Origin of the sequence: Moorena sp. SIO3A2 (assembly GCF_010672265.1) — a bacterium.
Classification (GTDB): domain Bacteria; phylum Cyanobacteriota; class Cyanobacteriia; order Cyanobacteriales; family Coleofasciculaceae; genus Moorena; species Moorena producens.
The window spans coordinates 272,777-294,883 of record NZ_JAAHHC010000005.1; the positions used below are offsets into that span (position 1 = coordinate 272,777).

General features: G+C 45.4%; 21 protein-coding genes and 1 pseudogene. 12 read left to right on the forward strand and 10 right to left on the reverse strand.

Going from position 1 to position 22,107, the window contains the following annotated elements; all coding sequences use genetic code 11:
* Positions 1-102: 102 nt before the first annotated feature.
* On the reverse strand, positions 103-1,482 hold the full coding sequence (locus F6K64_RS07410; RefSeq protein ID WP_287265179.1) for an RNA-guided endonuclease InsQ/TnpB family protein: 1,380 nt from the start codon (positions 1,480-1,482) through the stop codon (positions 103-105).
* Positions 1,483-1,539: 57 nt separating this feature from the next.
* On the opposite strand from F6K64_RS07410, the gene F6K64_RS07415 reads away from it, so the two are divergent.
* From F6K64_RS07415 to F6K64_RS07425, 3 genes are all read left to right on the forward strand, one after another.
* Complete coding sequence (locus F6K64_RS07415) at positions 1,540-1,743, forward strand: hypothetical protein (protein ID WP_287265180.1); 204 nt, start codon at positions 1,540-1,542, stop codon at positions 1,741-1,743.
* Between the two features lie 1,052 nt (positions 1,744-2,795).
* On the forward strand, positions 2,796-3,563 hold the full coding sequence (gene ccmO / locus F6K64_RS07420) for a beta-carboxysome assembly protein CcmO (protein ID WP_287265182.1): 768 nt from the start codon (positions 2,796-2,798) through the stop codon (positions 3,561-3,563).
* Between the two features lie 126 nt (positions 3,564-3,689).
* Entirely contained in the window at positions 3,690-4,595 is a 906-nt protein-coding gene (locus F6K64_RS07425; RefSeq protein ID WP_287265183.1) for a LysR family transcriptional regulator, read from the forward strand.
* 110 nt (positions 4,596-4,705) lie between these two features.
* Here F6K64_RS07425 and F6K64_RS07430 read toward each other — a convergent pair whose 3' ends face one another.
* Both F6K64_RS07430 and F6K64_RS07435 read right to left on the reverse strand, forming a co-directional pair.
* Complete coding sequence (locus tag F6K64_RS07430; RefSeq protein ID WP_008180095.1) at positions 4,706-4,822, reverse strand: photosystem II protein Y; 117 nt, start codon at positions 4,820-4,822, stop codon at positions 4,706-4,708.
* A 429-nt stretch (positions 4,823-5,251) separates the two neighbouring features.
* Positions 5,252-5,803, reverse strand: coding sequence for a gamma carbonic anhydrase family protein (locus F6K64_RS07435; RefSeq protein ID WP_071106009.1), 552 nt, complete (start codon positions 5,801-5,803; stop codon positions 5,252-5,254).
* A gap of 155 nt (positions 5,804-5,958) precedes the next feature.
* Here F6K64_RS07435 and F6K64_RS07440 point away from each other — a divergent pair, with 155 nt between their 5' ends.
* Both F6K64_RS07440 and F6K64_RS07445 read left to right on the forward strand, forming a co-directional pair.
* The gene (locus F6K64_RS07440; protein WP_044492328.1) at positions 5,959-6,465 is read left to right on the forward strand and encodes a TIGR02652 family protein; all 507 of its coding nucleotides are present in this window, start codon (positions 5,959-5,961) and stop codon (positions 6,463-6,465) included.
* A 122-nt stretch (positions 6,466-6,587) separates the two neighbouring features.
* Positions 6,588-7,025: a VOC family protein gene (locus F6K64_RS07445; protein WP_287265185.1), complete on the forward strand. Its 438-nt coding sequence runs from the start codon at positions 6,588-6,590 to the stop codon at positions 7,023-7,025.
* A gap of 418 nt (positions 7,026-7,443) precedes the next feature.
* On the opposite strand, the gene F6K64_RS07450 is transcribed toward F6K64_RS07445, so the two are convergent.
* The 5 genes from F6K64_RS07450 to F6K64_RS07470 form a co-directional block, all read right to left on the reverse strand.
* The gene (locus F6K64_RS07450) at positions 7,444-8,652 is read right to left on the reverse strand and encodes an FtsW/RodA/SpoVE family cell cycle protein (protein ID WP_008180102.1); all 1,209 of its coding nucleotides are present in this window, start codon (positions 8,650-8,652) and stop codon (positions 7,444-7,446) included.
* A 489-nt stretch (positions 8,653-9,141) separates the two neighbouring features.
* Positions 9,142-9,342, reverse strand: coding sequence for a phycobilisome linker polypeptide (locus tag F6K64_RS07455; RefSeq protein WP_008180106.1), 201 nt, complete (start codon positions 9,340-9,342; stop codon positions 9,142-9,144).
* Positions 9,343-9,628: 286 nt separating this feature from the next.
* Positions 9,629-10,114: an allophycocyanin subunit beta gene (apcB, locus tag F6K64_RS07460; RefSeq protein ID WP_008180109.1), complete on the reverse strand. Its 486-nt coding sequence runs from the start codon at positions 10,112-10,114 to the stop codon at positions 9,629-9,631.
* Positions 10,115-10,209: 95 nt separating this feature from the next.
* The gene (gene apcA, locus F6K64_RS07465) at positions 10,210-10,695 is read right to left on the reverse strand and encodes an allophycocyanin subunit alpha (RefSeq protein ID WP_008180111.1); all 486 of its coding nucleotides are present in this window, start codon (positions 10,693-10,695) and stop codon (positions 10,210-10,212) included.
* Positions 10,696-11,327: 632 nt separating this feature from the next.
* A complete protein-coding gene (locus F6K64_RS07470) occupies positions 11,328-14,576 on the reverse strand; it encodes a phycobilisome rod-core linker polypeptide (RefSeq protein ID WP_287265187.1) in 3,249 nt (1,082 codons plus the stop codon).
* A gap of 375 nt (positions 14,577-14,951) precedes the next feature.
* On the opposite strand from F6K64_RS07470, the gene F6K64_RS07475 reads away from it, so the two are divergent.
* The 3 genes and pseudogenes from F6K64_RS07475 to F6K64_RS38140 all read left to right on the forward strand — a co-directional run bounded on the left by F6K64_RS07475 (position 14,952) and on the right by F6K64_RS38140 (position 16,389).
* Positions 14,952-16,166, forward strand: coding sequence for a class I SAM-dependent methyltransferase (locus F6K64_RS07475; protein ID WP_287265189.1), 1,215 nt, complete (start codon positions 14,952-14,954; stop codon positions 16,164-16,166).
* Positions 16,163-16,291 (forward strand): annotated as a pseudogene (locus F6K64_RS38135) (hypothetical protein); the annotation flags it as partial. The gene F6K64_RS07475 and the pseudogene F6K64_RS38135, both read left to right, overlap by 4 nt.
* The gene (locus F6K64_RS38140) at positions 16,234-16,389 is read left to right on the forward strand and encodes a hypothetical protein (RefSeq protein ID WP_324293453.1); all 156 of its coding nucleotides are present in this window, start codon (positions 16,234-16,236) and stop codon (positions 16,387-16,389) included. The pseudogene F6K64_RS38135 and the gene F6K64_RS38140, both read left to right, overlap by 58 nt.
* On the opposite strand, the gene F6K64_RS07485 is transcribed toward F6K64_RS38140, so the two are convergent.
* Entirely contained in the window at positions 16,347-16,616 is a 270-nt protein-coding gene (locus F6K64_RS07485; protein WP_287265190.1) for a hypothetical protein, read from the reverse strand. The genes F6K64_RS38140 and F6K64_RS07485 overlap by 43 nt on opposite strands.
* A gap of 13 nt (positions 16,617-16,629) precedes the next feature.
* On the opposite strand from F6K64_RS07485, the gene F6K64_RS07490 reads away from it, so the two are divergent.
* The 3 genes from F6K64_RS07490 (at position 16,630) to F6K64_RS07500 (ending at position 18,695) form a co-directional block, all read left to right on the forward strand.
* Positions 16,630-17,595 (forward strand): glycosyltransferase family 2 protein, encoded by a 966-nt coding sequence (locus F6K64_RS07490; protein ID WP_008180122.1) that lies wholly within the window; start codon positions 16,630-16,632, stop codon positions 17,593-17,595.
* Complete coding sequence (locus F6K64_RS07495) at positions 17,585-17,893, forward strand: hypothetical protein (RefSeq protein WP_287254070.1); 309 nt, start codon at positions 17,585-17,587, stop codon at positions 17,891-17,893. Before F6K64_RS07490 ends, F6K64_RS07495 begins: the two co-directional genes overlap by 11 nt.
* A gap of 115 nt (positions 17,894-18,008) precedes the next feature.
* Positions 18,009-18,695: a response regulator transcription factor gene (locus tag F6K64_RS07500; protein ID WP_044492336.1), complete on the forward strand. Its 687-nt coding sequence runs from the start codon at positions 18,009-18,011 to the stop codon at positions 18,693-18,695.
* A gap of 74 nt (positions 18,696-18,769) precedes the next feature.
* On the opposite strand, the gene F6K64_RS07505 is transcribed toward F6K64_RS07500, so the two are convergent.
* Positions 18,770-19,804, reverse strand: a complete 1,035-nt coding sequence (locus F6K64_RS07505) for a hypothetical protein (RefSeq protein WP_075873653.1) — start codon at positions 19,802-19,804, stop codon at positions 18,770-18,772.
* A 374-nt stretch (positions 19,805-20,178) separates the two neighbouring features.
* On the opposite strand from F6K64_RS07505, the gene F6K64_RS07510 reads away from it, so the two are divergent.
* The gene (locus F6K64_RS07510; RefSeq protein ID WP_008180128.1) at positions 20,179-21,516 is read left to right on the forward strand and encodes a KamA family radical SAM protein; all 1,338 of its coding nucleotides are present in this window, start codon (positions 20,179-20,181) and stop codon (positions 21,514-21,516) included.
* Positions 21,517-22,107: the final 591 nt, after the last annotated feature.

Consider the following 22,107-nt stretch of genomic DNA (forward strand, 5'->3'; position numbering starts at 1 on the left):
AAATTATGTTTACCTTATTACTATGATCAGCGCTATCAAATAAACAAGGGTTTAATTTTGACATCTCCCCCGGCTTAAAGCACGGGGGATTCTACAAGGTTGTTACGAAGGAGGGTAAACCCGTCCTTCTCCACTTCTTGTTCGATATGATTTAGACAATGAGGTCCATAAATCGTACCGATGTGGGAGTGTCAAGCTCCCGCTACCCACCTTGGTTAGGTTTAACCCTAACTGTGTGGCTACTTTTCTGGCAATGTTGGCAGCGGCATTACAGTCCGCATTGACCAGGTATCCATTAGAAGCTTTGTACAAACCACGTTTTACCCTTTTGCCTGACGGTGTCCATCCTGTGGGTTTCTCACCATATTTGGGGAGGCTGTCGTCATCAAGGTAAGACGCTTTACTTGTATAAGATTCCTCTGTAACTGTTAGTTTTATTCCGTACTCTAAACAAAGCTGTTTGAGCCTTTCTATCAGTCTATATGTAGGGATGGGGACAAAGTTTTGATTCCCTCTTCGACCCATTTTTGCGTTGTTCTTCTGTCCTTCATTCCATCCAATGACAAGATTTCCTATGCGATCGTTGAGGCACCGGTTGACAATGAATCTAGCCGCCTTGTTGATCGCATCTCGCATCTGATTGTTTCGCTTCCGTTGGACACGATCCAGGTTGCTATCCCAGTAAAAATCTGATTTACCGGCTTTATATTTAGCAACTAATCTGGCGTACCCCTGATTCATGGACTTGAGCTTTCGACCATCAATAATCAGACTCTTTCCATGGGTCGAAACTCCGGTTAGCCAATTATCCCCACCATGATCAAAGCTCCAAGCCTGTGAATAATCAAAATTGGGGTTGTTCTCGACTGGCTGTTTCCCGTCATCGAAAACCCAGTCTATCCATAATTCGCCAAAGTATGGACGAATAGTCACCTCTTTGACCCAATCTGGATCTATGAACTCAGGAGGCGTCAAGGTTATATCACAGAGCAATTCAGGCTTTGACTCTTTGCTGACTGAAGGCCAAAACAGTCCATTCTTGTAAGTAAGAGCCTGTTTTGGAAAAGTTACTGCGGCCAGTCCACCTTTCTTTCTGTATCTAGGAAGTCTTGGCCTGTCAACATTTCCCTTGTAGTAAGCCCCAACTAATTGGTTGTAACCTTTTAATGATTCTCCTACCGATTTCAATGTTTGTTGAGCTGATTGAGCTGCCATAGCTTTGTAGTGAGGGTTCATTTTCAAAGCCTTGTCTAGTTCTGGATAATTTGTAGAACACTTGTAGGTCTTCCATCCGTATTTAAGGATATCTTCTTTCCAGTAAACAGAGTATGATTCTGTTTGTTCCCGCAGCCATTTATAGTGCTTGCTCCTGGCATAATAAAGAGCACAGTTAATCAGGTTATTAGCTTGCTCACACTGAAACACCCAAAAAGCTTTCTCTTCATCCGAAAGAACAGCTTTCACTGAGATTGTCTTATACATTGATAACTTCGACCTCTTTTGCTACCATATGCTTAGTATATACGTATGGTCTAAGATATGTCAACTCAAAACCAGAAAAAATCAAAGAAAAAGATGAAGGGAGTCCCTGTCTATTACGATGAGCTAAAAAAACCACACACCATCATGTTCACTGACAGTGTATGGAAGTGGTTGCAACTTTCTGCCAAAGACTCAAATACCAGTGTTGGTGAATTTTTAGAACGTTGGGTTAGGAGTCAAATAGAGGACACGACTGGATAAATCCAGTCTCTCTTTTTCATCCCCCGGCTAAAAGCGCGGGGGTTCTCAAATTTCAGGATGCTTTGATAGCAGTCGCCAGCGATGCAGAGGTGCGACCCGTGGCGAATTTAATTCGCCAACGGAAAAAGCACCATTACGGTCTTGGGGAGGCAGTGCGGTCTTGGGGGTTCCCCCCGGAGACTAAACCTTAGACAGTTGAGCCTTTATGGTTGGTAGGCTATGCAGAAAAGGGGTAAAACTTATTGATTAAGGCTCAACTGTCTTACGGTAAATTCAAACCATGAGCAACTGCCGTGGTTTCCCCCACTCGCGCTTTGCATCAAGACAGCGCAGTTAGGACATGACAAAAGTCTCAAACCTAAGTAAGCGCAAAAGTTTGACTTCTGACTTTTGACTTCTGACTTCTGACTTCTGCTATATCTGTGATTTAATTTAAATTTCCTGCTGGTATAGAAAAAAGGACTCGAAAGCCAATTGTCAGAACTTTGATGGCTAGCAGGAACGCCATTGGCATAGCTAGAACGACACAAGTTGCGACTGTCAAGCCAACAGCCACCCTGTATTCCTTAATTCGGCGCTCTATAGTTACTTTTCCTAGAAGTTCTGTCTACGGTTCTATTAAAATAATTTATTATAGTTATAAATTATAGTTATAGCTGTTCTCAGAGTAATGAGGTAAACAAAATTTTTTCCCACTTCCGTTCCCCCCTTATTAAGGTCCCCCCTTATTAAGGTTAGGGGGGATCCCTTTTCTGACTTCCCAACTCCCGACTCCTGACTCCCGACTCCCGACTCCCAACTCCCTACTCCCCACTCCCTACTCCCTACTCCCGGGCAACCCTGCGACTGTGTACCTGACCTATTTGAAAAATGCTAGATCATACCGGTGGTCGGCACACTACTCCCAGACAAAACCCATGGCAATCATCTAGTCCAATGGCATGAGCTGTTTCTTGATTGACCTTTGTATGTTTCTGCTGAACACTTAACTTTCTAAACTTGATATAAGCCAACAATTAACAGCCGACAACCAAAGAGAGGTCTTCTGTCTGATGGAGTTATACAAACCTGGGCTTGCCCCTGACGATCCCTTGAGAAAAAGAAAACGGTTTAACCAAGCCTCCCTAGGTTTAGTCTCTACTCTAAGTTTTCCAGTGATTGTTAGTACTGCTGACGCCATGCTCAAGTCAGCAGAAGTTACCCTTGTGGGTTATGAAAAAACTGGTAGTGGTCACTGCACTGCCATTGTGCGGGGAGCGATCGCTGAGGTGCGAATTGCTGTGGAATCGGGTAAGGATTATGCTCAACGAGAGGGTGAGTTGCTCTCTTCGACAATCATTGCGCGACCACTTCCCAACCTGGAAGTGATATTTCCCATCGGTGTTCACCTACTCGATCAAGTTAACCAAAATCATCGTAGCCGGGTCAGTAATCATGCCCTAGGTCTTTTAGAAACCAGGGGATTGCCAGCAATGGTTGGTGCCTCGGATGCCATGCTCAAAGCTGCCAATGTACAGCTTACTGCCTACGAAACCATTGGGGCGGGTTTATGTACTGCCATTATTCGGGGTCGTGTGGCAGATGTAGCAGTTGCTTTACAAGTTGGAATGGCTGAAGCCCAGCGTATTGGTGAACTAACCGCTGTGACAGTTATTCCTAGACCTCTTGAAGATTTAGAGAAAAGCTTGCCAGTAGCGAGTTGCCTGATGGAGGAGCAACCACAACCCTTGAGAATACCAGTTAAGGTAAAAGAAGCAGAAAAAGAGCTAATAGAACTACCAGATTTAAGAAACTTACCCATACGTACCAAAGATTCATAATAGCTACCATGGAAAAAAGTCCACCATGAACACTATGAAACTCTCTTTTCCCCATTCCCCACTCCCTACTCCTGACTTTAAAGACTGTCAAAGACTAAGATCTATATCCTCATAGGAGTAATATCATTGAAGCAAGCCACATTGCATCAGTTAAGGGTCTTTGAAGCAGTCGCTCGGCACCACAGCTTTACACGAGCTGCAGAAGAACTGTTTCTCACCCAACCCACTGTCTCTATGCAGGTGAAGCAGCTAACCAAAGTTGTTGGTATGCCTCTGTTTGACCAGGTAGGTAAGCGAATCTACCTGACCCAGGTTGGTGAGGCACTAGTTAAAACCTGCCGCGATATCTTTGAGAATTTAGACCAGTTTGAGATGAAAGTGGCAGATCTCAAAGGTTTAAAACAGGGGCGTCTGCGCTTAGCAGTGATTACAACTGCGAAATATTTTATTCCTCGTTTACTAGGTCCGTTTTGCCAGCGTTATCCAGGCATTGATATTTCTCTGCAAGTCACCAACCACGAATACATCCTTGGTCGTCTCAGTGAGAATCTAGATGACTTATACATTATGAGTCAGCTTCCGGAAAACCAGGAGACCTGCTATAAACCAGTGCAAGAAAACCCCCTGGTTGTGATCGCACGGGTCGATCATCCTCTAGCTCAGGAAAAAAATATCCCCCTTAAACGTATAGCTCAAGAAACCTTTATTATGAGGGAGCCTGGTTCGGGAACACGCAAAGCTGTACAAAAACTGTTCGATTACCACCAGATTTCACCAAAGGTGCGGCTGGATTTGGGGAGTAATGAGGCAATTAAGCAAGCGATCGCAGGGGGTTTAGGAATTTCTGTATTATCTCGTCATACCTTAGTTATGGAAGGGGTTAACTCTGAGCTGGTGGTTTTGGATGTAGAACACTTTCCGATCGAGCGTTACTGGTATGCTGTCTATCCACGTAGCAAACAACTATCGATTGTTGCTGGTACTTTTCTAGATTATCTATTGAGTTCAGAGCCACTGATTTGCCAAAAATAAGATTGGTCAATAGCTCAAGCAAACCAGCTGTATCCTCCTTTTGACGGAACAGCTGGCTATTGTGCTTTTGTGCAAAGGTGCTATTGCTCAATTGGTTGACGCGCGATTTATTAAGATTTATTCAAATAATTTTGAGCTTGTTTGAGAGCGATCGCACCAATATTGTAAACTACCCAGCCTAGTGCCAGGAGTAAAGGCAATAAGACTATTAATAGACGTAAATCCATGATTCTAGTGTCCTCCCTATAATGCTTGAAGTTTTTTTAACCTCCCACCCCTACAAGGAGTGGGCTTGTTGGTTGAAAAAGTTGCTGTGACTAAGTAATATCACTCCTACCAAGCTAGAGGGGTAACCTCCCTCAGCTTGTCTGCCCTGTACCGGACGGTACGTAGTTGTTTATTAATATAGTCGCACCTATGGGTCAATTTTTTTTAGTTAATTTTTCAGTAACCTGATCACCCATTTGTCCAAGACGTTGGACGGTTCTTGGTAAAACTTAACCAAAGTTAATCAATGTTACCCACACTTGACTAATTGGTAAGGAATCGGTAAAAAGCGATACAGGGCTTTTGTGATCGTGTTTTTCTCAATTATTGTCCATTGTTCCGGGATCGGAAGTTCTCTGTTCCGGGTTTGGGCCAACGGCAGCGAAGTATTAGGTTACACTAAATCCTAAATCTTTGCCTTTACCTGCATGAACTAGAGCCAACTTTTCATAGTGCCGTGCATGTTCAATCAGTTCAGCGGCTTGAGCCTCCGAAACATCCCGTAATTTTTTGGCAGGGACACCGACTACCAGGGACAGAGGAGGAACGTCTTTACTAACCACAGCTCCAGCGCCTACGATACTACCATGACCCACACGAACCCCATCGAGTACCACTGCTCCAATACCAATCAAGCTACCCTGTTCAATATATGCTGAATGAATGACAGCGCGATGACCGACAGTGACATGGTCTTCTAAAACTGTTGGCTTGCCGGGATCTCCGTGTAAAATTGCGCCATCTTGAATATTAGTGCGATCGCCAATCTCGATGCGCTCCACATCACCTCTGACTACAGCACCATACCAAATGCTAACTCCTGCAGCTACGGACACCTGACCCATAACTACAGCATTAGGGGCGACAAAGGCAGCAAGAGACAGATCTGGGGGAGGCCAAAAAGATGTCAATATTGGGGTTTTAGGTAGAGGATGATCCACAATTAATCACAATAGGGAGATAATGGTAATTAATACCTTAGGTTTTACATAGGTTTTAGAGTGGGGTCACTTAGACCAACAGCAATAAATACCCAGTTATAATGATGGAGCCATTAGGTAATAGCATATACCTCTAAGGCAATCTTTAGCATTTAATGATTGATTCTAGCTTGCAGTACCCGATATTCGGTTCAGAAATAAAATGTCCTCACTGCCGTCAGATAATTCCGGCATTGACGTTGACTGACACTTACTTGTGTCCACGTCATGGTGCGTTTGAAGCCAACCCAAAAACTGGGGAACTGATTCATTTACAATCTGGGCGTCACTGGCGTCTATGGCAAGATAAATGGTACCGACAGCACACTCATCCTGATGGAATTCGCTTTGAGATTCACGAAGCCCTAGACAAGCTATACACTGAAGGATATCGGGCAACACGGGTGATTATTGCCAGTCGTTATCGGGATTTAGTGAGTGCCTACCTAGAGCGCAGTACCCCCTGGCGAGGGAACTCAGAGTCAGGCCAACCCAGGTTGTATGGCTTGCCGGTAGAATTTAGCCCAGAACCTGAGGAAGAACCTTGTTGGGCAGTGATTAATTTTGATTTGGAAAAAGAACCAGGGGTACCTGTGCGCTACCCTTATTTCCGATTGTTTTAGTGATTGCTAGATTGGTAGATTGGTGAGCACGTGATTAGTGATTAGCGCTTGGTGATTTCAGTACACCTGTTGTTGGTTACAAAGGAATAAGGGTAAAGGAAAAAGGCCAAAGGACAAAACCCATGCATCACGCTTCGATTCGCACAGCCAATATTCATCGCGCGATCGCATTTTATGAGAAGTTAGGATTCACGGTATCTGAACGCTTCACTACTGGCATGACTCTAGCGTGTTGGCTGAAGGGACTGGGGGGACGCTTGGAACTGATCCAAATTCCTGAACCATTACCAGCACCGGATGCCTTTGGGGATGAGCATTATGTGGGATATTACCACGTATCTTTTGACTTAACTGATAGCGCTACTGACTTGCCAAGTTGGTTAGAGTCCTTGAAAGAAAGTTTTAAAGAGGCTTCTGAGCAGAACCCAGAGCAGTTTCAACCGTTGAAGGTTCTCTTGGAACCTACCCAACAGATGATCGGTAATCGTGTTTATGAGGTAGCGTTTATCGCTGATACTGATGGTTTACCGTTGGAGTTTTTGTATCTACTAAAAACCTAGACCTAGACATCGGTTTTAGGAAGTGGGGAGTCGGGAGTGGGGAGTCGGGAGTCGGGAGTCGGGAGTAGGAATGCCCTGAAAAAAAAATTACTAGTCTGTATAGCGCTTTTTACGCTAATGAGGTAAACATAATTTTTGCCCTGTTCCCTCTTCCTCTCCTGGGAGGGGTTAGGGGTGGGTTCCTCTCCTGGGAGGGGTTAGGGGTGGGTTCCTCTCCTGGGAGGGGTTAGGGGTGGGTTCCTCTCCTGGGAGGGGTTAGGGGTGGGTTCCTCTCCTGGGAGGGGTTAGGGGTGGGTTCCTCTCCTGGGAGGGGTTAGGGGTGGGTTCCTCTTCCCTGTTCCCTGTTCCCAGATCCGCTGTTCCCTAAAACCAGAAACTCTGTACCTCACCAAATTGAAAACCGCTATATTGGTCACTTTTACCTTTTGGCTTTGACCTTGTGCCTTCTTTGCCGTCGTTCTGCTATCGACTGGCGGCGACTTTGTATAGACACAACTTTCGCCTCACTACTCTCTCGTGCCACCCGAATCAACAAGCCAGCCGAACACAAACTGGAAATCATCGAACTTCCCCCATAACTAAAGAATGGGAAGGGTAAACCAGTAGTCGGCAGAGCCCCAGAAGCGACACCAATATTCAACAGAGACTGTCCTACAATAAACAGCATTGCTCCAATCGCGATTAACTGATAGACTCGGTTTCTTGCCTTAATAGCTACAATCACCGCTAGGGTCATGTATGTCATCAACAATAACATTAGCGCTATACTACCAGCAAAGCCAAATTCCTCAGCAAAGACAGAAAAGATAAAATCAGTGTGTTGAATGGGTAAATAGAATAACTTTTGTTGGGATAACCCAAAGCCAGAGCCCCAAGTCCCACCGGAGCCAATAGCTAGAAGACTTTGAACCAATTGGTATCCATCTCGCATTGGATCAGCCCAAGGATTTAGGAATGACATCACCCGACGCCGCTGGTAATCCTTAATGCTGATACTGAGTACTGCCAGCAGGACACCACCAAATGCTGTACCTCCCAAGTAAGAAAACGGTAACCCTGCTGCTAGAGCAACTAGCCACAAGGTCATCCCACAAAGTGCTGTTGTACTCAGATTAGGCTGTAACAAAATTCCCACCAACACCACCATAAAAATCCCCAGCCACGTGAAACGAGTCCGCCACTGAAGCCGGTCCCACTGCCCAAATACCCGAGCTGCTTGTAACACTAGAAACGGCTTCATTAACTCCGAAGGTTGCAGGGGAACCGAACCGAAAGATAACCAGCGAGTTGCCCCATTAACCGTTGTGCCCACACCAGGAATTAAAGTCAATAACAGCAGCACCAACAGCCCCAGGACCAACCAATGGCTGATCTTTAGCAAATAACGCAACGGTGATCGCACCAATAGGTTAAATCCCACTAAACCTAAGACTACCCACATCAGCTGTCGCTTGACGTAGTATGTTCCATCCCCTAACTCGACATCTGCGATCGCATAAGAAGCTGAGAAAAGAATTACTATTCCGATCAACAGCCATAGAAACGTTAACCACTTCAGTAACCGAGCACTAACTGCCCAGTCTGTAGTAGAGGGGTTAAATAAGAGAATCAGGTTACGTAGAGCCACGTTTAATCAGGTTGGTTGAAGGTTATGTGGTTGTTCGCGTAGCCTGGCCGAAAGGCCAAGGTTATGTGGTTGTTCGCGTAGCCTGGCCAAAGGCCAAGGTTATGTGGTTGTTCGCGTAGCCTGGCCAAAGGCCAAGGTTATGTGGTTGTTCGCGTAGCGTGGCCAAAGGCCAAGGTTATGTGGTTGAAGGTTGTTCGCGTAGCGTGGCCGAAAGGCCAAGGTTATTTGGTTGTTCGCCTTTGGCCTTTGGTTTCTTGTTTATAGCTTTTCTCATAGTAATGAGGTACACAATCTTTTTTCCCTGTTGCCTGTTGCCTGTTGCCTTTTGCCTATTCCCTAACATCCCAAATGTACCTCACCGAATTTAGAAATGCTATATCTTCCCTCTGTTGCCTCTGTTTCCATCCCCCCATTTTCCACCAAAAATCAAAAAGGGGTCGTAGTAGACCCCCTGAAATTTTTTTATAAACAGCTATTATCGAAAAATTATTACAAACCGGTGTTTGTACCTTGCTTACCAGTTGCCAGCTTAACCTTAATAATTTTGCCACCCATTTTCTGGATGCGCTGCTGCTCACGGAACCAGTTATCGTAGGAAACTAGCTTGGTAAAAAAAGTATTCTGTAACTCCCGTTGTGTCCTAATTCTGCTTTGGCTTGGCACACAAGCAGTTATTTCAAACGTCCGCATGAGGTTATTTCTCCTAGTAAAATTCAAGAAAATTTTAATTCTGGTTTGATTCCAATATGTCTAAAAAATCCCCTATCGCCTATAGCGAGGGAATAAATTCGTTAATCGAATATCTCAACTATTCCAAAGTCTGGGAGTTAATTGTCAATACTAGACTGTCAAAACTCCTCTGCTTGACTGACGTGAGCCAGATTCGCCTTTAACAAGCTAGCACTCACAATCAACTTCCCAGACCTTAATTACACAGACAACTACAGGCTGGCGAATTCCATCAACACTAGCTAAGTTAGCTTAAGCCAGAGCAGATGTAGTCAAAGTATACACCCATTTCCTTACCCGCATCAGCACCAACTAAGCTAGCGGTAACTTCCTTCATGCCTTGGATGGAATTGGTGGTATTGCCAATGGGAACACCAAGGGAGTTGTAGGTTTCCTTCAAGCCATTGAGTACCCGCTCATCAAGGATCGATGGGTCACCGGCCAACATCGCATAGGTAGCATAACGCAAGAAGTAATCCATGTCACGGATACAAGCTGCGTAGCGGCGAGTGGTGTACATATTGCCACCTGGACGAGTGCTGTCGGAATACAACAGGGTCTTAGCAACCGCTTCCTTAACGATGGTAGAAGCATTAGCACTAATGGCAGTTGCTGCACGTACCCGCAGCTCACCAGTTTGGAAATAGCCCTTGAGCTTTGCCATAGCGGAGTCGTCCAAATATTTGCCTTGGACGTCGGCAGAGTTGATAACAGCAGTAATTGCGTCTTGCATGATTCTATTTCCTTATTTAACTCAAGTTGTGATTATCGGTTCTACAGACAAACTTTGCCATCATCAGAACACTAGGCCAAGGAGTATTTATTGCCCTACAACAATCCACCAATCACATAGTCGAAGTAAGAGCCAGCTTCAGCAGCATCGTCCCCAGACATCATGCCAGTAGCAATACCCTTCATGCAACGGACGCTTTCGGCAACAGCATCAATGGAGGTACCTAAAGACTTGTACATTTCCTTAGCACCTACCAGACCAATTTCCTCAATTGGTGTGGTATCACCAGCAACAATACCGTAGGTAATCAAGCGTAGGTAGTAATCCATGTCCCGCAGGCAAGTAGCGGTCATTTCTGGACCGTAGGCATTACCACCAGGAGAGACCACATCTGGACGCTTTTGGAATAGTTGGTCTCCAGCTTGCTTAACAATTGTCTCACGGGAGCCTGTTAAGGTTTGAGCGATACGTAAGCGCTGCTCACCAGAAGTAACAAAGCTTTTGATACCGTCTAATTCACTAGGGCTCAGATAGCGAGCCTCAGCATCTGCATTCACGATGGATTTCGTGACAATACTCATAGATGGATTCCTCCAGAAAAAAATATTACCAGGTTTTTTAAACTGGCATTTCCAAGAATGAACGCTCTCTAACTAACCTTGCGGTGTAATTAGAGCTTCTGTAGCATTGCAGTTACCTGCAATGTGCCGGGTAAATCGCCGTTCTCGATACGCCGTCGGAACTTCAGCCGACGCACGCCCCAGCAAAACTTGGTTTGGCTAACCCCGCCTAAATCAAAGGCATAAATCAAAGCAGGTTAATCATACACCTAGCTTCCGGGAATATTTTGCTACAGATTGTTGACATTTTTCCTAGCTTCGCAACACATCTTAACATTTTCCCTAATAAAGTTTGAAAGGTCAGTTACAGGTTAGTGGCCTGAGTTAGAGGTTAAAGGTTGAAAGTTTAACCTTTAAGGCTAGTCCAACCTACCGACCACCTCCAAACCTTCAACCTTCAACCTTCAACCTTCAACCTTCAAACCTTCAACCTTCAACCTTCAACCTCCAAACCTTCAACCTTCAACCTCCAAACCTTCAATTTTAAACTTTTAACCTTCAACCTTCAACCTTCAACCTTCAACCTTCAACCTTCAACCTCCAAACCTTCAAACCTTCAACCTCCAACCTCCAACCTTCATAATTCAGACTTTTTACTGACTGAGCCGCTGATAGGGGACTACGTCTTCACCAAAGAAGCGGGAGTATTCTCGACTATCAACCATAGCTGTTACTGCAGCTTCTAGACCCTGTCCCGCCAACAGCTGCTGGTAGGTTTGAACCTCACCGTGAGTGTTAGGGTTACGTCCGAGTAAGTGCCGGAACAATAACTCGACCACTTTGGCAGGGGGATAAGGCTGGTAAAACCGCTGACTATAGCTGTTACTACTGGCCAAGGCTTTAACAAACTGCCGCACCGAAATTTCTCCATTGCGCAGTTGACTGTCTAGATGCTGTTGCCGGTATTTTGGTGGTACTGGTTCACCGAATAAATCCAGGACTTGGTCATAAATGGCATCAATCACCACTGCGGTTTCAACCTGAGAAATGTTTGGGGTGATGCGGAAAATCCGTGTCGCCTTAGCAGATTTGGGATTCAAGGTTGAGTGCTTCCGATTAGAAGAACGACCTACCTTGGCCAGCTCGGAAGGGTTAGTAGCCACCTGCCACTTTTGGGCAGCCATATCTGCGATCGCTTTTCCGGTCAGAGGTAGCTTAGACGAATCCATGCGAGGCTGGACTGGATCAAAGCTTGGTACCACCACATCACTATTCTGCTTGGTCTGCTGATTATACAGCTTCTCGGTGTTCGGGAAATTAGCAGCTGGTAAGGTGGGGAAGCGGCGGTACGGGACGGTATCTTCTCCAAATGCCTGAGCATATTCCATGCCATTGACCATTGCCCCAATAAAGCTCCGAATCCCTTCAGAGGCTAGAATTGCGTTGTAGGTCTGGATTTCCTTCTGATTTAAGGGGGCACGTCCTAGGAAGTGCTTGGTACCCAGTTCAATCACCTTGGTGTTGGGGTAGGGGGTGTAGAACTCTTTGATGTAGAGATCAGAACAACCTAAGCCTTCAATAAACTCCTTGAGATTAATTTCGCCATTGCTCAGTCGGCTTTCCAGGGAGGTAAATGCTGCTTGGATCACATAGGGTTCAAGATCCCGCTCAAATATCTGCCGATAAGCTGCTCCAATCAGGACTTTCAACGCTGGCTTATCATTAAGGTCGATCAGCTTAAAGATCTTAGTTTGTTCACGCTGTACACTAACCCCCTGATTAATCCGGAATTCAACTTCCGGTTCGGTGAGCATCTCTTTGCCCATACCCAGCTCAACAAAGCGAGGTACTTTCTCCTCAGCCATGATTGCCATTGCTGATGTCACGCTACCAGACACTCCTCCGGTGCGCATTTTTAAACCAGCCGCCGTCACATAGCGCTCATAGGGAACCGTATCTTCCCCAAATGCCTCAGAGTACTCTTTGGTGTTGACAATTGCCTCTACTACACCGTAGAAACCTTTTTTATAGGCAACATCATAGTAACTGTTCATCTCGGAGCGCCCATAGCTAGGACGACCGAGTAAACGTCGGTGGATATATTCTATTGCCTTGACTACATACAATGGTGTCCAGTAACGTTTGCGGAAACCATCAGACTTCGCCAGCATTAGGATAAACTCGCGGACGGTAATTTCACCGTTTTCCAGCCGAGCTTCCCCTGAAGTCAGCCGTTCCCCTTCATAGGGCATAAAGCCAAACACTCGCAGGTAACAGGCACGAATTACCCTTTGAGTAGAGCTTTCAGCAAATTTGATACTCTTGTCTTGTGTACTAGGGATCTGGTCAAGGCGGATCACCTTAGAGCCAAGGGAACCGGGGGACATACCCCTTGCCCCTGGATTACTATTTTGGTTATTGATTCCTGGGCCTTGGTGGATCAGCAGGCGTTTAGTATCTTTGCCAAAGAGAGCGGGGGTGGTAGTAGGATTCCGGGTTTCTTTCGGGAAAATTGCCCCAAACTGAATTTCCAACGAGTCATTACCAGAACCATAGACATGTTGGTCAGGCAGCGGTTGCTCGTACTTGGCAAAGGTATTGAGAAACTGGGCATCCTTACGGAAGGGAGCACTATAGCGCAACAAATCTTGCTGCATGCCCCAGTTACGGCATTCTTGAGCCTCTTGACCATAACCCCTCAGATAGGGAACCGTTTCTTCCCCAAAGTAATCAGAGTATTCCTGAGAATCCACCAGGGCATCTACTAGAGCGGGTAGACCACCATCGGAAACAATCGAGAAGTAGCTTTGGACTTCTTCCCTTGAAGATGGACCCCTACCTAGGAAATGGCGGAAAGCCAGTTCTAAGGCTCGACTATTGATAAAAGGTTCAAAGAATTGCTTCCGGTATAGTTCAGATTTGCCCAAACGGCGAACAAACTCCTTCATGGAAATGTTCCCGTTTTTAACTAGAGATTCCAGATAAGAAATCGACAAACCGTAGGCGCGGGTAATGTCACGCTCAAAGATTTGCCGGTAGGCAGCTTTAACTACCTCAGTTTTTTCTGAGGATGACAGACCGGGCTTCATCACAAACTTAGGACGCCGCTCGGCTGCATTAAAGTAACTTTGGGGCAATTGCAGCCCTTGTTGGTCTATGGAAGGCCGTTGCCGCAGTTTATCGGAGGGTGTAGCAGCTTTAAATTCGTTCAGGGTAATGTCAAAGTACTGGGCAACAATCTCCTGTGCCGACTTATCACCTTTGAAATAATCTAGTGAAGCCGCCCGCATTCCCTGGATTGCCACGATGGTAGCATCAGCTGAACAAGCATTTTCAATGACTTCCCGCAAACCTCGAACATTAACCACTAGGATGTTGGGGTCACCAGCAACAATGGCGTAAGTGATATAGCGCAACATCCAAGATAGGTCCCGCAAGGACTTTTGCATATTCCTCGGGCCATAGCGGTTGATGTCGATGGGACGGAAACCTGGTGGGGTTGGTCCAGTCGGAGAACTAAACAGAGCGCGGAATCCCCCAAACAATCCACCTCCACTCTCGACAAAGGTACTAGTTCCCAAGGTTTTGGTGTCGGGAACCCCTGTAGCGCCAGCCCCTACTAGGGCAGGTGCTTCCTTAGGCTTTTCCAGGAAAGCCATTGGGGAACCACCCACGAAAATCCGGTTAGCCGCCTTGGATACGATTAGGTCTGAGTTTTTGGTAATCAGATCAGCAATTGCTAAACGCTTTTCTCCGGAACGGAAGTAATCCAGTAGCTCGTTGATCTCTCCATTTCCTAAGAAGCGGTCTTGCTGTTCTGCTTGGATAATGGTTGCCGATGGGACAGTTTGATAGAGTTGCACAGGGGCAACTGAGCTTCCACCACTTGCCTTGACACTCATTGGTTTGTTAAAGCTCCTAAATTTTTATGCTGTCATTGCGGACTTATGCCGCAGTTAATAAACACGTTTTAGACACCCATTTGGTGGGTAGGCATTTGATGTTAGTCCTATCCAATCTCACTTTGGAGCAAGGGATAAGGATAACCTACTAGGTCGTAGGTTCCCTAGAATTTCCCAAAATGGATGTCATTGGTAAACTCGACTAGCTTTTAGATTAAAACTTTTCTGATCTCTACGGTTTATTTATTAAGAATTGTATAGAATTTAGGGGATCGAGTTCAGGATTGATGGCCATTGATCCCAGTAAACCTTTGAGATTATACTTTATTTTCGTAAAAAAAATCTCCGAATAATTAACTTTTGTAAAGTTTTGTGATGAAAACCTCTCAAGAAACCGCTGCTGCCGTTGAGCGCCTCTACGATACCTACCCTTTTCCCCCAGAACCCTTACTCGATGAGCCACCTCCTGGATACAACTGGCGCTGGAATTGGCGAGCTGCTTATAGTTTTTGTACTGGGCAAACACCCCAAAGAGAGGAGATTCGGATTCTAGATGCTGGTTGTGGGACGGGGGTAGGTACAGAGTATCTAGTTCACCTCAATCCCCAAGCCTCAGTAGTGGGGATTGATATTAGTGCTGGAGCCTTGAAGGTAGCCCAGGAACGCTGTCGCCGCTCAGGTGCTGATCGGGTCGAGTTTCATCACCTGAGCTTGTACGATGTTGACCAAATCGAGGGTCAGTTCGATCTAATTAATTGTGTGGGAGTGTTACATCACTTGCCAGACCCGATCCGTGGGATTCAATCTATAGCTAAGAAACTAGCACCGGGGGGCTTATTTCATATCTTTGTCTATGCTGAATTAGGACGCTGGGAAATTCAGTTGATGCAGCAAGCGATCGCACTTTTGCAGGGTCAAAACCAGGGAGACTACCAGGATGGGGTGAAGGTCGGTCGTCAATTATTTGAAGCTCTCCCAGAAAACAACCGAATTGTCAAGCGAGACCGGGAACGCTGGGCTTTGGAAAACCATCAGGATGAATGCTTCGCGGATATGTACGTTCATCCCCAAGAGATTGACTATAACATTGAAACCCTATTTGAACTAATCGATGCGGCTGGCTTGGAGTTTCTTGGGTTTTCCAATCCCCGCTACTGGCAGAAAGAGCGCTTATTTGGCAAGAATCCAGAGTTAATGGCACGCTCAGAACGTCTGAGTGAACGGGAGCTATATCGGTTAATTGAATTATTAGATCCCGAACTGACTCATTATGAGTTTTTCCTCACCCGTCCTCCCTTAGAGCGAGTAGATTGGTCAGAGGATAAAGACCTGTTAGCCGCAATTCCAGAACGGCACCCTTGTATGACCGGTTGGCCAAGTAAGTCCCTATTTGACTATGATTACCAGCTGGTTAAGCTATCAGACCAGGAATTTACGTTTCTCGAAGCCTGTGACGAGAATGGTAGCTCACCCGACGACTCATCCCAAAGCCAAACTGTAGCAGAAATTATTAAGCATGTTAACTTCGATTTAGATGGAGTGCGATCGCTACTCCAACGGCAGTTGATTATGCTCAAAATTGATAGTTGATAATTCAAGCATTCAGCGGTCAGCGGTCAGCGGTCAGCGGTCAGCGGTCAGCGGTCAGCGGTCAGCCATCAGCGGTCAGCGGTCAGCGGTCAGCGGTCAGCGGTCAGCGGTCAGCGGTCAGCGGTCAGCGGTCAGCGGTCAGCGGTCAGCGGTCAGTGGTCAGTGGTCAGCGGTCAGTGGTCAGCCTTCAGCGTGGCACAGTAGGGCATTAGCTGATAGCTGATAGCTGATAACTGATAACTGATAGCTGATAGCTGATAGCTGATAACTGATAGCTGATAGCTGATAGCTGATAACTGATAGCTGATAGCTGATAACTGATAGCTGATAGCTGATAGCTGATAGCTGCATCCCGATTCCCGATTCCCGATTCCCGATTCCCGATTCCCGATTCCCGATTCCCGATTCCCGATTCCCGATTCCCGATTCCCTGTTCAACACTTCTGCCATTAGCCATTACCCAATGACAAATGACAAATGCTTGCCCAAGGTTTCAGTAGTTGTACCAATCTACAACGGTGAAGCAGATTTACCAGAGTTAGTCCGTTGTTTACAGGAACAGACCTATGCCACTGACCAAGTAGAGTATCTTTTAGTGGATAATAATAGCAGCGATCGCACTGCCTCACTAATCGAAACTGCCGTTACTGAGGGAGCATCTGAGGGCATAACTTTCCACTACATCCTGGAAGACCAGATTCAAAGCTCCTATGCAGCCCGTAACAAAGGAATTCGAGCAGCCAAGGCGGAAATAATTGCCTTTACTGATGCAGACTGTCGTCCCCAACCCCATTGGTTAGCAGACCTGGTCTCACCCTTTGCTAACGTTAGTATTGGTATTGTTGCTGGTCAAATCATCGGGTTGCCCGGTAAAACCTGGCTAGAAAAACACGCTGAGTACCATAATGTTCTATCTCAGGAACATACCTTAAACAATTCCTATTGTCCCTACGGTCAAACCGCTAACCTAGCAATCCGAAGGCAAGCATTCGAGGAAGTGGGATTGTTCCGTCCTTACCTAACCACTGGTGGTGATGCTGATATCTGCTGGCGTATTCAAAAGCAAAGCAACTGGCAATTACACCTTGCTCCAACCGCCATAGTAGAGCACCGACACCGTTCCACCTTTCGGGAATATCACAGTCAATGGCATCGCTATGGTCGCTCTAACCGTTACTTACATCAGCTCCATGGTGTGCCCTTGATGCGGGATATTCCACCAAAGGAATATCTGTATCGGATCAGTCGTTGGTTGCTGAAAGAACTACCGCGCAATAGTATTAATGCGATCGCAGGCAAAACCGATCCCATTGAGCTAATCAGCACACCGATTGGTCTGTTTGGAACTTGGGCAAGGGCAAAGGGACAACAGCAAGCCCGGCTGCCAGACAAAGCTGATCAGATTGAGTGGCTTTCCCATGGAAGCTGATAGCTGCATCCCGATTCCCGATTCCCGATTCCCGTTCCCCTCCTGGGAGGGGTTAGGGGTGGGTTCCGATTCCCGATTCCCGATTCCCGTTCCCCTCCTGGGAGGGGTTAGGGGTGGGTTCCGATTCCCGTTCCCCTCCTGGGAGGGGTTAGGGGTGGGTTCCGATTCCCGATTCCCGATTCCCGTTCCCCTCCTGGGAGGGGTTAGGGGTGGGTTCCGATTCCCGATTCCCGATTCCCGATTAATCAGAAATCACTTATTAGGTTCATGTAGGGTGGGCAGTGCACCAGACAGATAATCAAGCTTGCAAAGCCCGTTGGTAGGCACTGCCCACCCTAGGATTAATGACAATGGTGCAAGATCTCAGTCTAAATTGCGCTACACTAAGGGTAGTAGGGGTTAAGGAAGTAGCGATGTCAGCAAAACTCTTATTGGTAGACGACGAACCAGGAGTAAGGGAAGCGGTCAAGGAGTATTTGGCAGAATTTGGTTTTACTGTACAGGTTGCCAGCAATGCTAATGATGCTTGGCAGATGTTACAGCAAAACACACCCGAGCTAGTAATTTCTGACATCATGATGCCTAAAGTAGATGGGTATCAATTCCTACAGCAACTTCGAGATGATCCCCGTTTTAAAGCACTTCCAGTAGTGTTTCTGACAGCCCGTGGCATGACCTCAGATCGAATTCAGGGTTATCAGGCCGGTTGTGATGCGTACCTACCGAAGCCCTTTGATCCAGATGAATTAGTCGCTATTGTTCAGAACCTCTTGGAGCGTCGCGCTGCTAGCTCTGAAGATAGTGTAGGCAGTACAGAGCTTGAGAAGATAGCGAAGCAGGTGGCTGAAATTCGCGCAATGTTAGACCAGAAGAATGGAATTGTCCAAACTCCTCCACCCTTGCGCATTGATTTTACAGCTAGAGAGCAGAGTGTCTTAGATTTGGTTGCCCAAGGGCTAATGAATAAAGAAATTGCCCGACGTTTAGAGACTAGTGTTCGTAATGTTGAGAAGTACGTCAGTCGTCTGTTTAGTAAAACCGGAACTAATAGCCGTACTGAGTTAGTTCGCTATGCTCTAGAACATGGTTTAACTAAGTGAAGGTTAAAGCATTTAGCTAGACTGAACTTTCACCGAAGTGGTTGAGCTTCCAGACTGGACTCATTTGGGATAGATCATTGCGGAGGGGTTGGCTTTGGTAGAAGCTGATTAAAGTCAATCTTAGATCCCACTCCCACAAATACTGCCACCAATAAACCTATTAAAATTACGAATAACTGCCAAGTGAATAAGAAGCGCTGAGCATGATCCATAACCTCAACCACTGTGGACACCAAAGTCCCTAGCCCCCTGCTAATCTGGTTTTTTAGCTGAGGTTGATTTTCCTCAGAATTTGCTTGAGAGCTAAGAATTTTAAATTCTGCCTTCAAACGACTAATCTCTTGCTCTAATTCTCTAATCCTTGTTTCTTCTGCTTTTAATTTTTTTTCTTTTGGATACTGATACTTTTCTTCTTCACTAAGCTTCCATATCCGATCAAACTCGTCGCTAAAAACATTGTAAAAATCTTTGCTACAATTAGGATCATCAATAATCATCATCCAGGGAAGATTAACTGCAGATTCTCCCACACAGAACCTTCCTTTGAGTAAAATGTTTTGAAAAAAGTACATTGGTCCACTGGGGACATCTGAATAGAGTAGAAGTCTCAACCCAAAATCCTTACCGTATTCGTGAATAAATTCCAATTTTGGTTTAACACCCTCCATACATGAGGGTAAAGGTCTTCTTTGCTGTGTTTCAGCCAAGTCTCTCATAGATACAATAATCTGCTCTAAACTATCCTCCATCTTTTTCATTGGCGACATCGGCTGTTGAAATGGATTCTTACTAATTGACTCAGCTCGATTACGTGCAAACTCACTGTAAGGGTCAGCTAAGAGTATTTGTATTCCTCCACTATTCTCGTTTTGAGCTCTAATCTCATTAGCTTTGCGAAAAGTTGATTGCAAAATTGTATAAGAATCATTCATCGATGTATCGAGCAACCTGAAATTTCGGAAGTTTGAGCCTATGTGGCCTGATTTTTTAAGTCCCGATAATACAAAATTGCAAAATTCCTCAATACTTTTTTCTGTATTGAAGTTAATGTCTACAATTCCATTAAGTGCTTTAAAAACCCAAAAATTTTCGGTATCTTTACTCATCATTTTTTATGTTCTTATGCTATGGATTTAGTGAACAATATAGCAACCGAAGTATAGTTGAGGACAAAGCATTTTGTTTTAAAGGGACTTCGGATCAGGGAGCAGGGAGCAGAAATATATCTTAACTTTTACTTTGACTACTATAAATTTAAATTGGTATCACCAAAAAAGCACTTACTATAAATTTAAATTGGTATCACCAAAAAAACTTGCAAAACCCTAATGAGGGGTGCATCTCACTGTCTTGATCCAGTCGCTCATGGGGTAAATACCCATGAGCGTGCTGCATGACTTTTGCAAAAATATGACCATTGATATGACCATTTAAGGCTAAAATACAACTTATGTTCCCTGAGTTATAGATTTACAACAAAAAGATGCACCCCTTAACCAGTAACCCGTTTAACAACATTGGTAGTCATGATATAGAGAACTTGCCCCAGCTACAAAAACTACCAAGTCATGAACGCCTGGCAATGAAAGCAGTAAGTAAGGTTTTTCCCTTTCGAGTAAATAACTATATTGTTGAGCAACTAATCGATTGGAACAATCTACCTGATGATCCGATTTTTCGCATGACCTTCCCTCATCCAGATATGTTAAACCCTGAAGACTTAAATCGAGTAATTAAGTTGCTGAAAACAAATGGATCGAAAGAAACTATCCGTAGAACTGTTGATGACATTCGCTCTCGTCTCAACCCACATCCTGGAGGACAAGTAGATTATAACGTGCCAAGGTTGGATGGTGAACTAATTTCTGGAATCCAACATAAATACCCAGATACCGTCCTCATTTTTCCTTCATCTGGTCAGGCTTGTCACGCCTATTGTCAATTTTGTTTTAGGTGGGCACAATTTGTAGATACGAACACTCACAAATTTACTACTCGTGAGTCAGGGAGGTTCCAAGACTACCTCCGCCAGCACAAAGAGGTAACTGATGTTGTGCTCACGGGCGGGGATCCTATGATTATGAGTGCCCGGAGGCTTTTTCAATATATTGAACCACTGCTAGACCCAGAATTTGAACACATCCAAACCATTCGCATTGGAACCAAGTCAGTTGCCTACTGGCCTTATCGTTACGTTACCGATCGAGATGCTGATGATGTGCTACGCTTGTTTGAGAAAATAGTTTACAGTGGGAAACATTTAGCTGTTATGGGTCACTACACCCACTGGCGAGAACTTGATACCCCAATTGCTCAGGAGGCGATTCGACGCATTCGCTCTACAGGAGCTCAGCTCCGTGCACAAAGTCCGTTACTCAAGCACGTAAATGATTCTGCTAGAGCCTGGAGAAAAATGTGGCAGATGCAGGTGCGACTAGGGTGCATTCCGTACTATATGTTTGTTGAGCGAGACACAGGACCAAAACACTACTTTGGAATACCCCTAGTACGTACTTGGGAAATTTTTCGCCATGCAATTAAAGGAGTATCCGGTCTTAGTCAAACTGTGCGAGGACCTGTAATGTCAGCATTGCCAGGTAAAGTGCTTATCAGTGGAGTTGCCCACATTATGGGAGAAAGGGTATTTGTTCTCTCGTTTATTCGGGGGCGGGATCCTAATTGGTGCAAGGTGCCATTCTTTGCCCACTATGACCCTGAAGCCACCTGGTTTGGTGAGCTAGCCCCAGCGTTCGGCGAAAAAGAGTTTTTCTATGAAAAGGAGCTGGAGAAAATAACTAGGGCGCGTCTGCAAATTCAATAGTCAGCTTAACGAGTAAAGAGATCCCTAAGCAAGGAAAGGGATCACTGATGGGTAAGACCCGAGGTATTACTATGATCAAAAAAATCTGATTGATATTTATGGCGGTTTGCGTGTAACTTAAATAAGCTGTTAGATATTTTTAATGCACAACAGCTTAATTTCTTTTTAGCCAGAAAATCGGCGTTGCTGATTATGCGTATGGTTTTGCCCCCCTAGCCCCCCAATTCTGGGGGGAACAAAACTATGAAAGTCCCCCAGAATTGGGGGATTTAGGGGGCTTTAATAAAACCAAATTATCGCACATTCATTCCTTAATTCAGCAACGCCAGAAAATCTGCCTCAGGCTCATATTTGCTGGTATTGTTGACTCATCTAGAGCGCTGTATCTGACGCTGTAACTGTCGGACATCTTTTTCTTATTTTGGGACATTTTCAGCAAAATACGATTACTCTGGCTGGTTAAGCCTGATTAAGCCACACTTCATTAATAATGATTCGGAGATACCTTCTTTGGGTCCCCATGAGTTATTGCCTACTATTACACCAGTTTAGGCTACCAGTGTTTTCGCTTTCGACCCCCCTTGATCCATG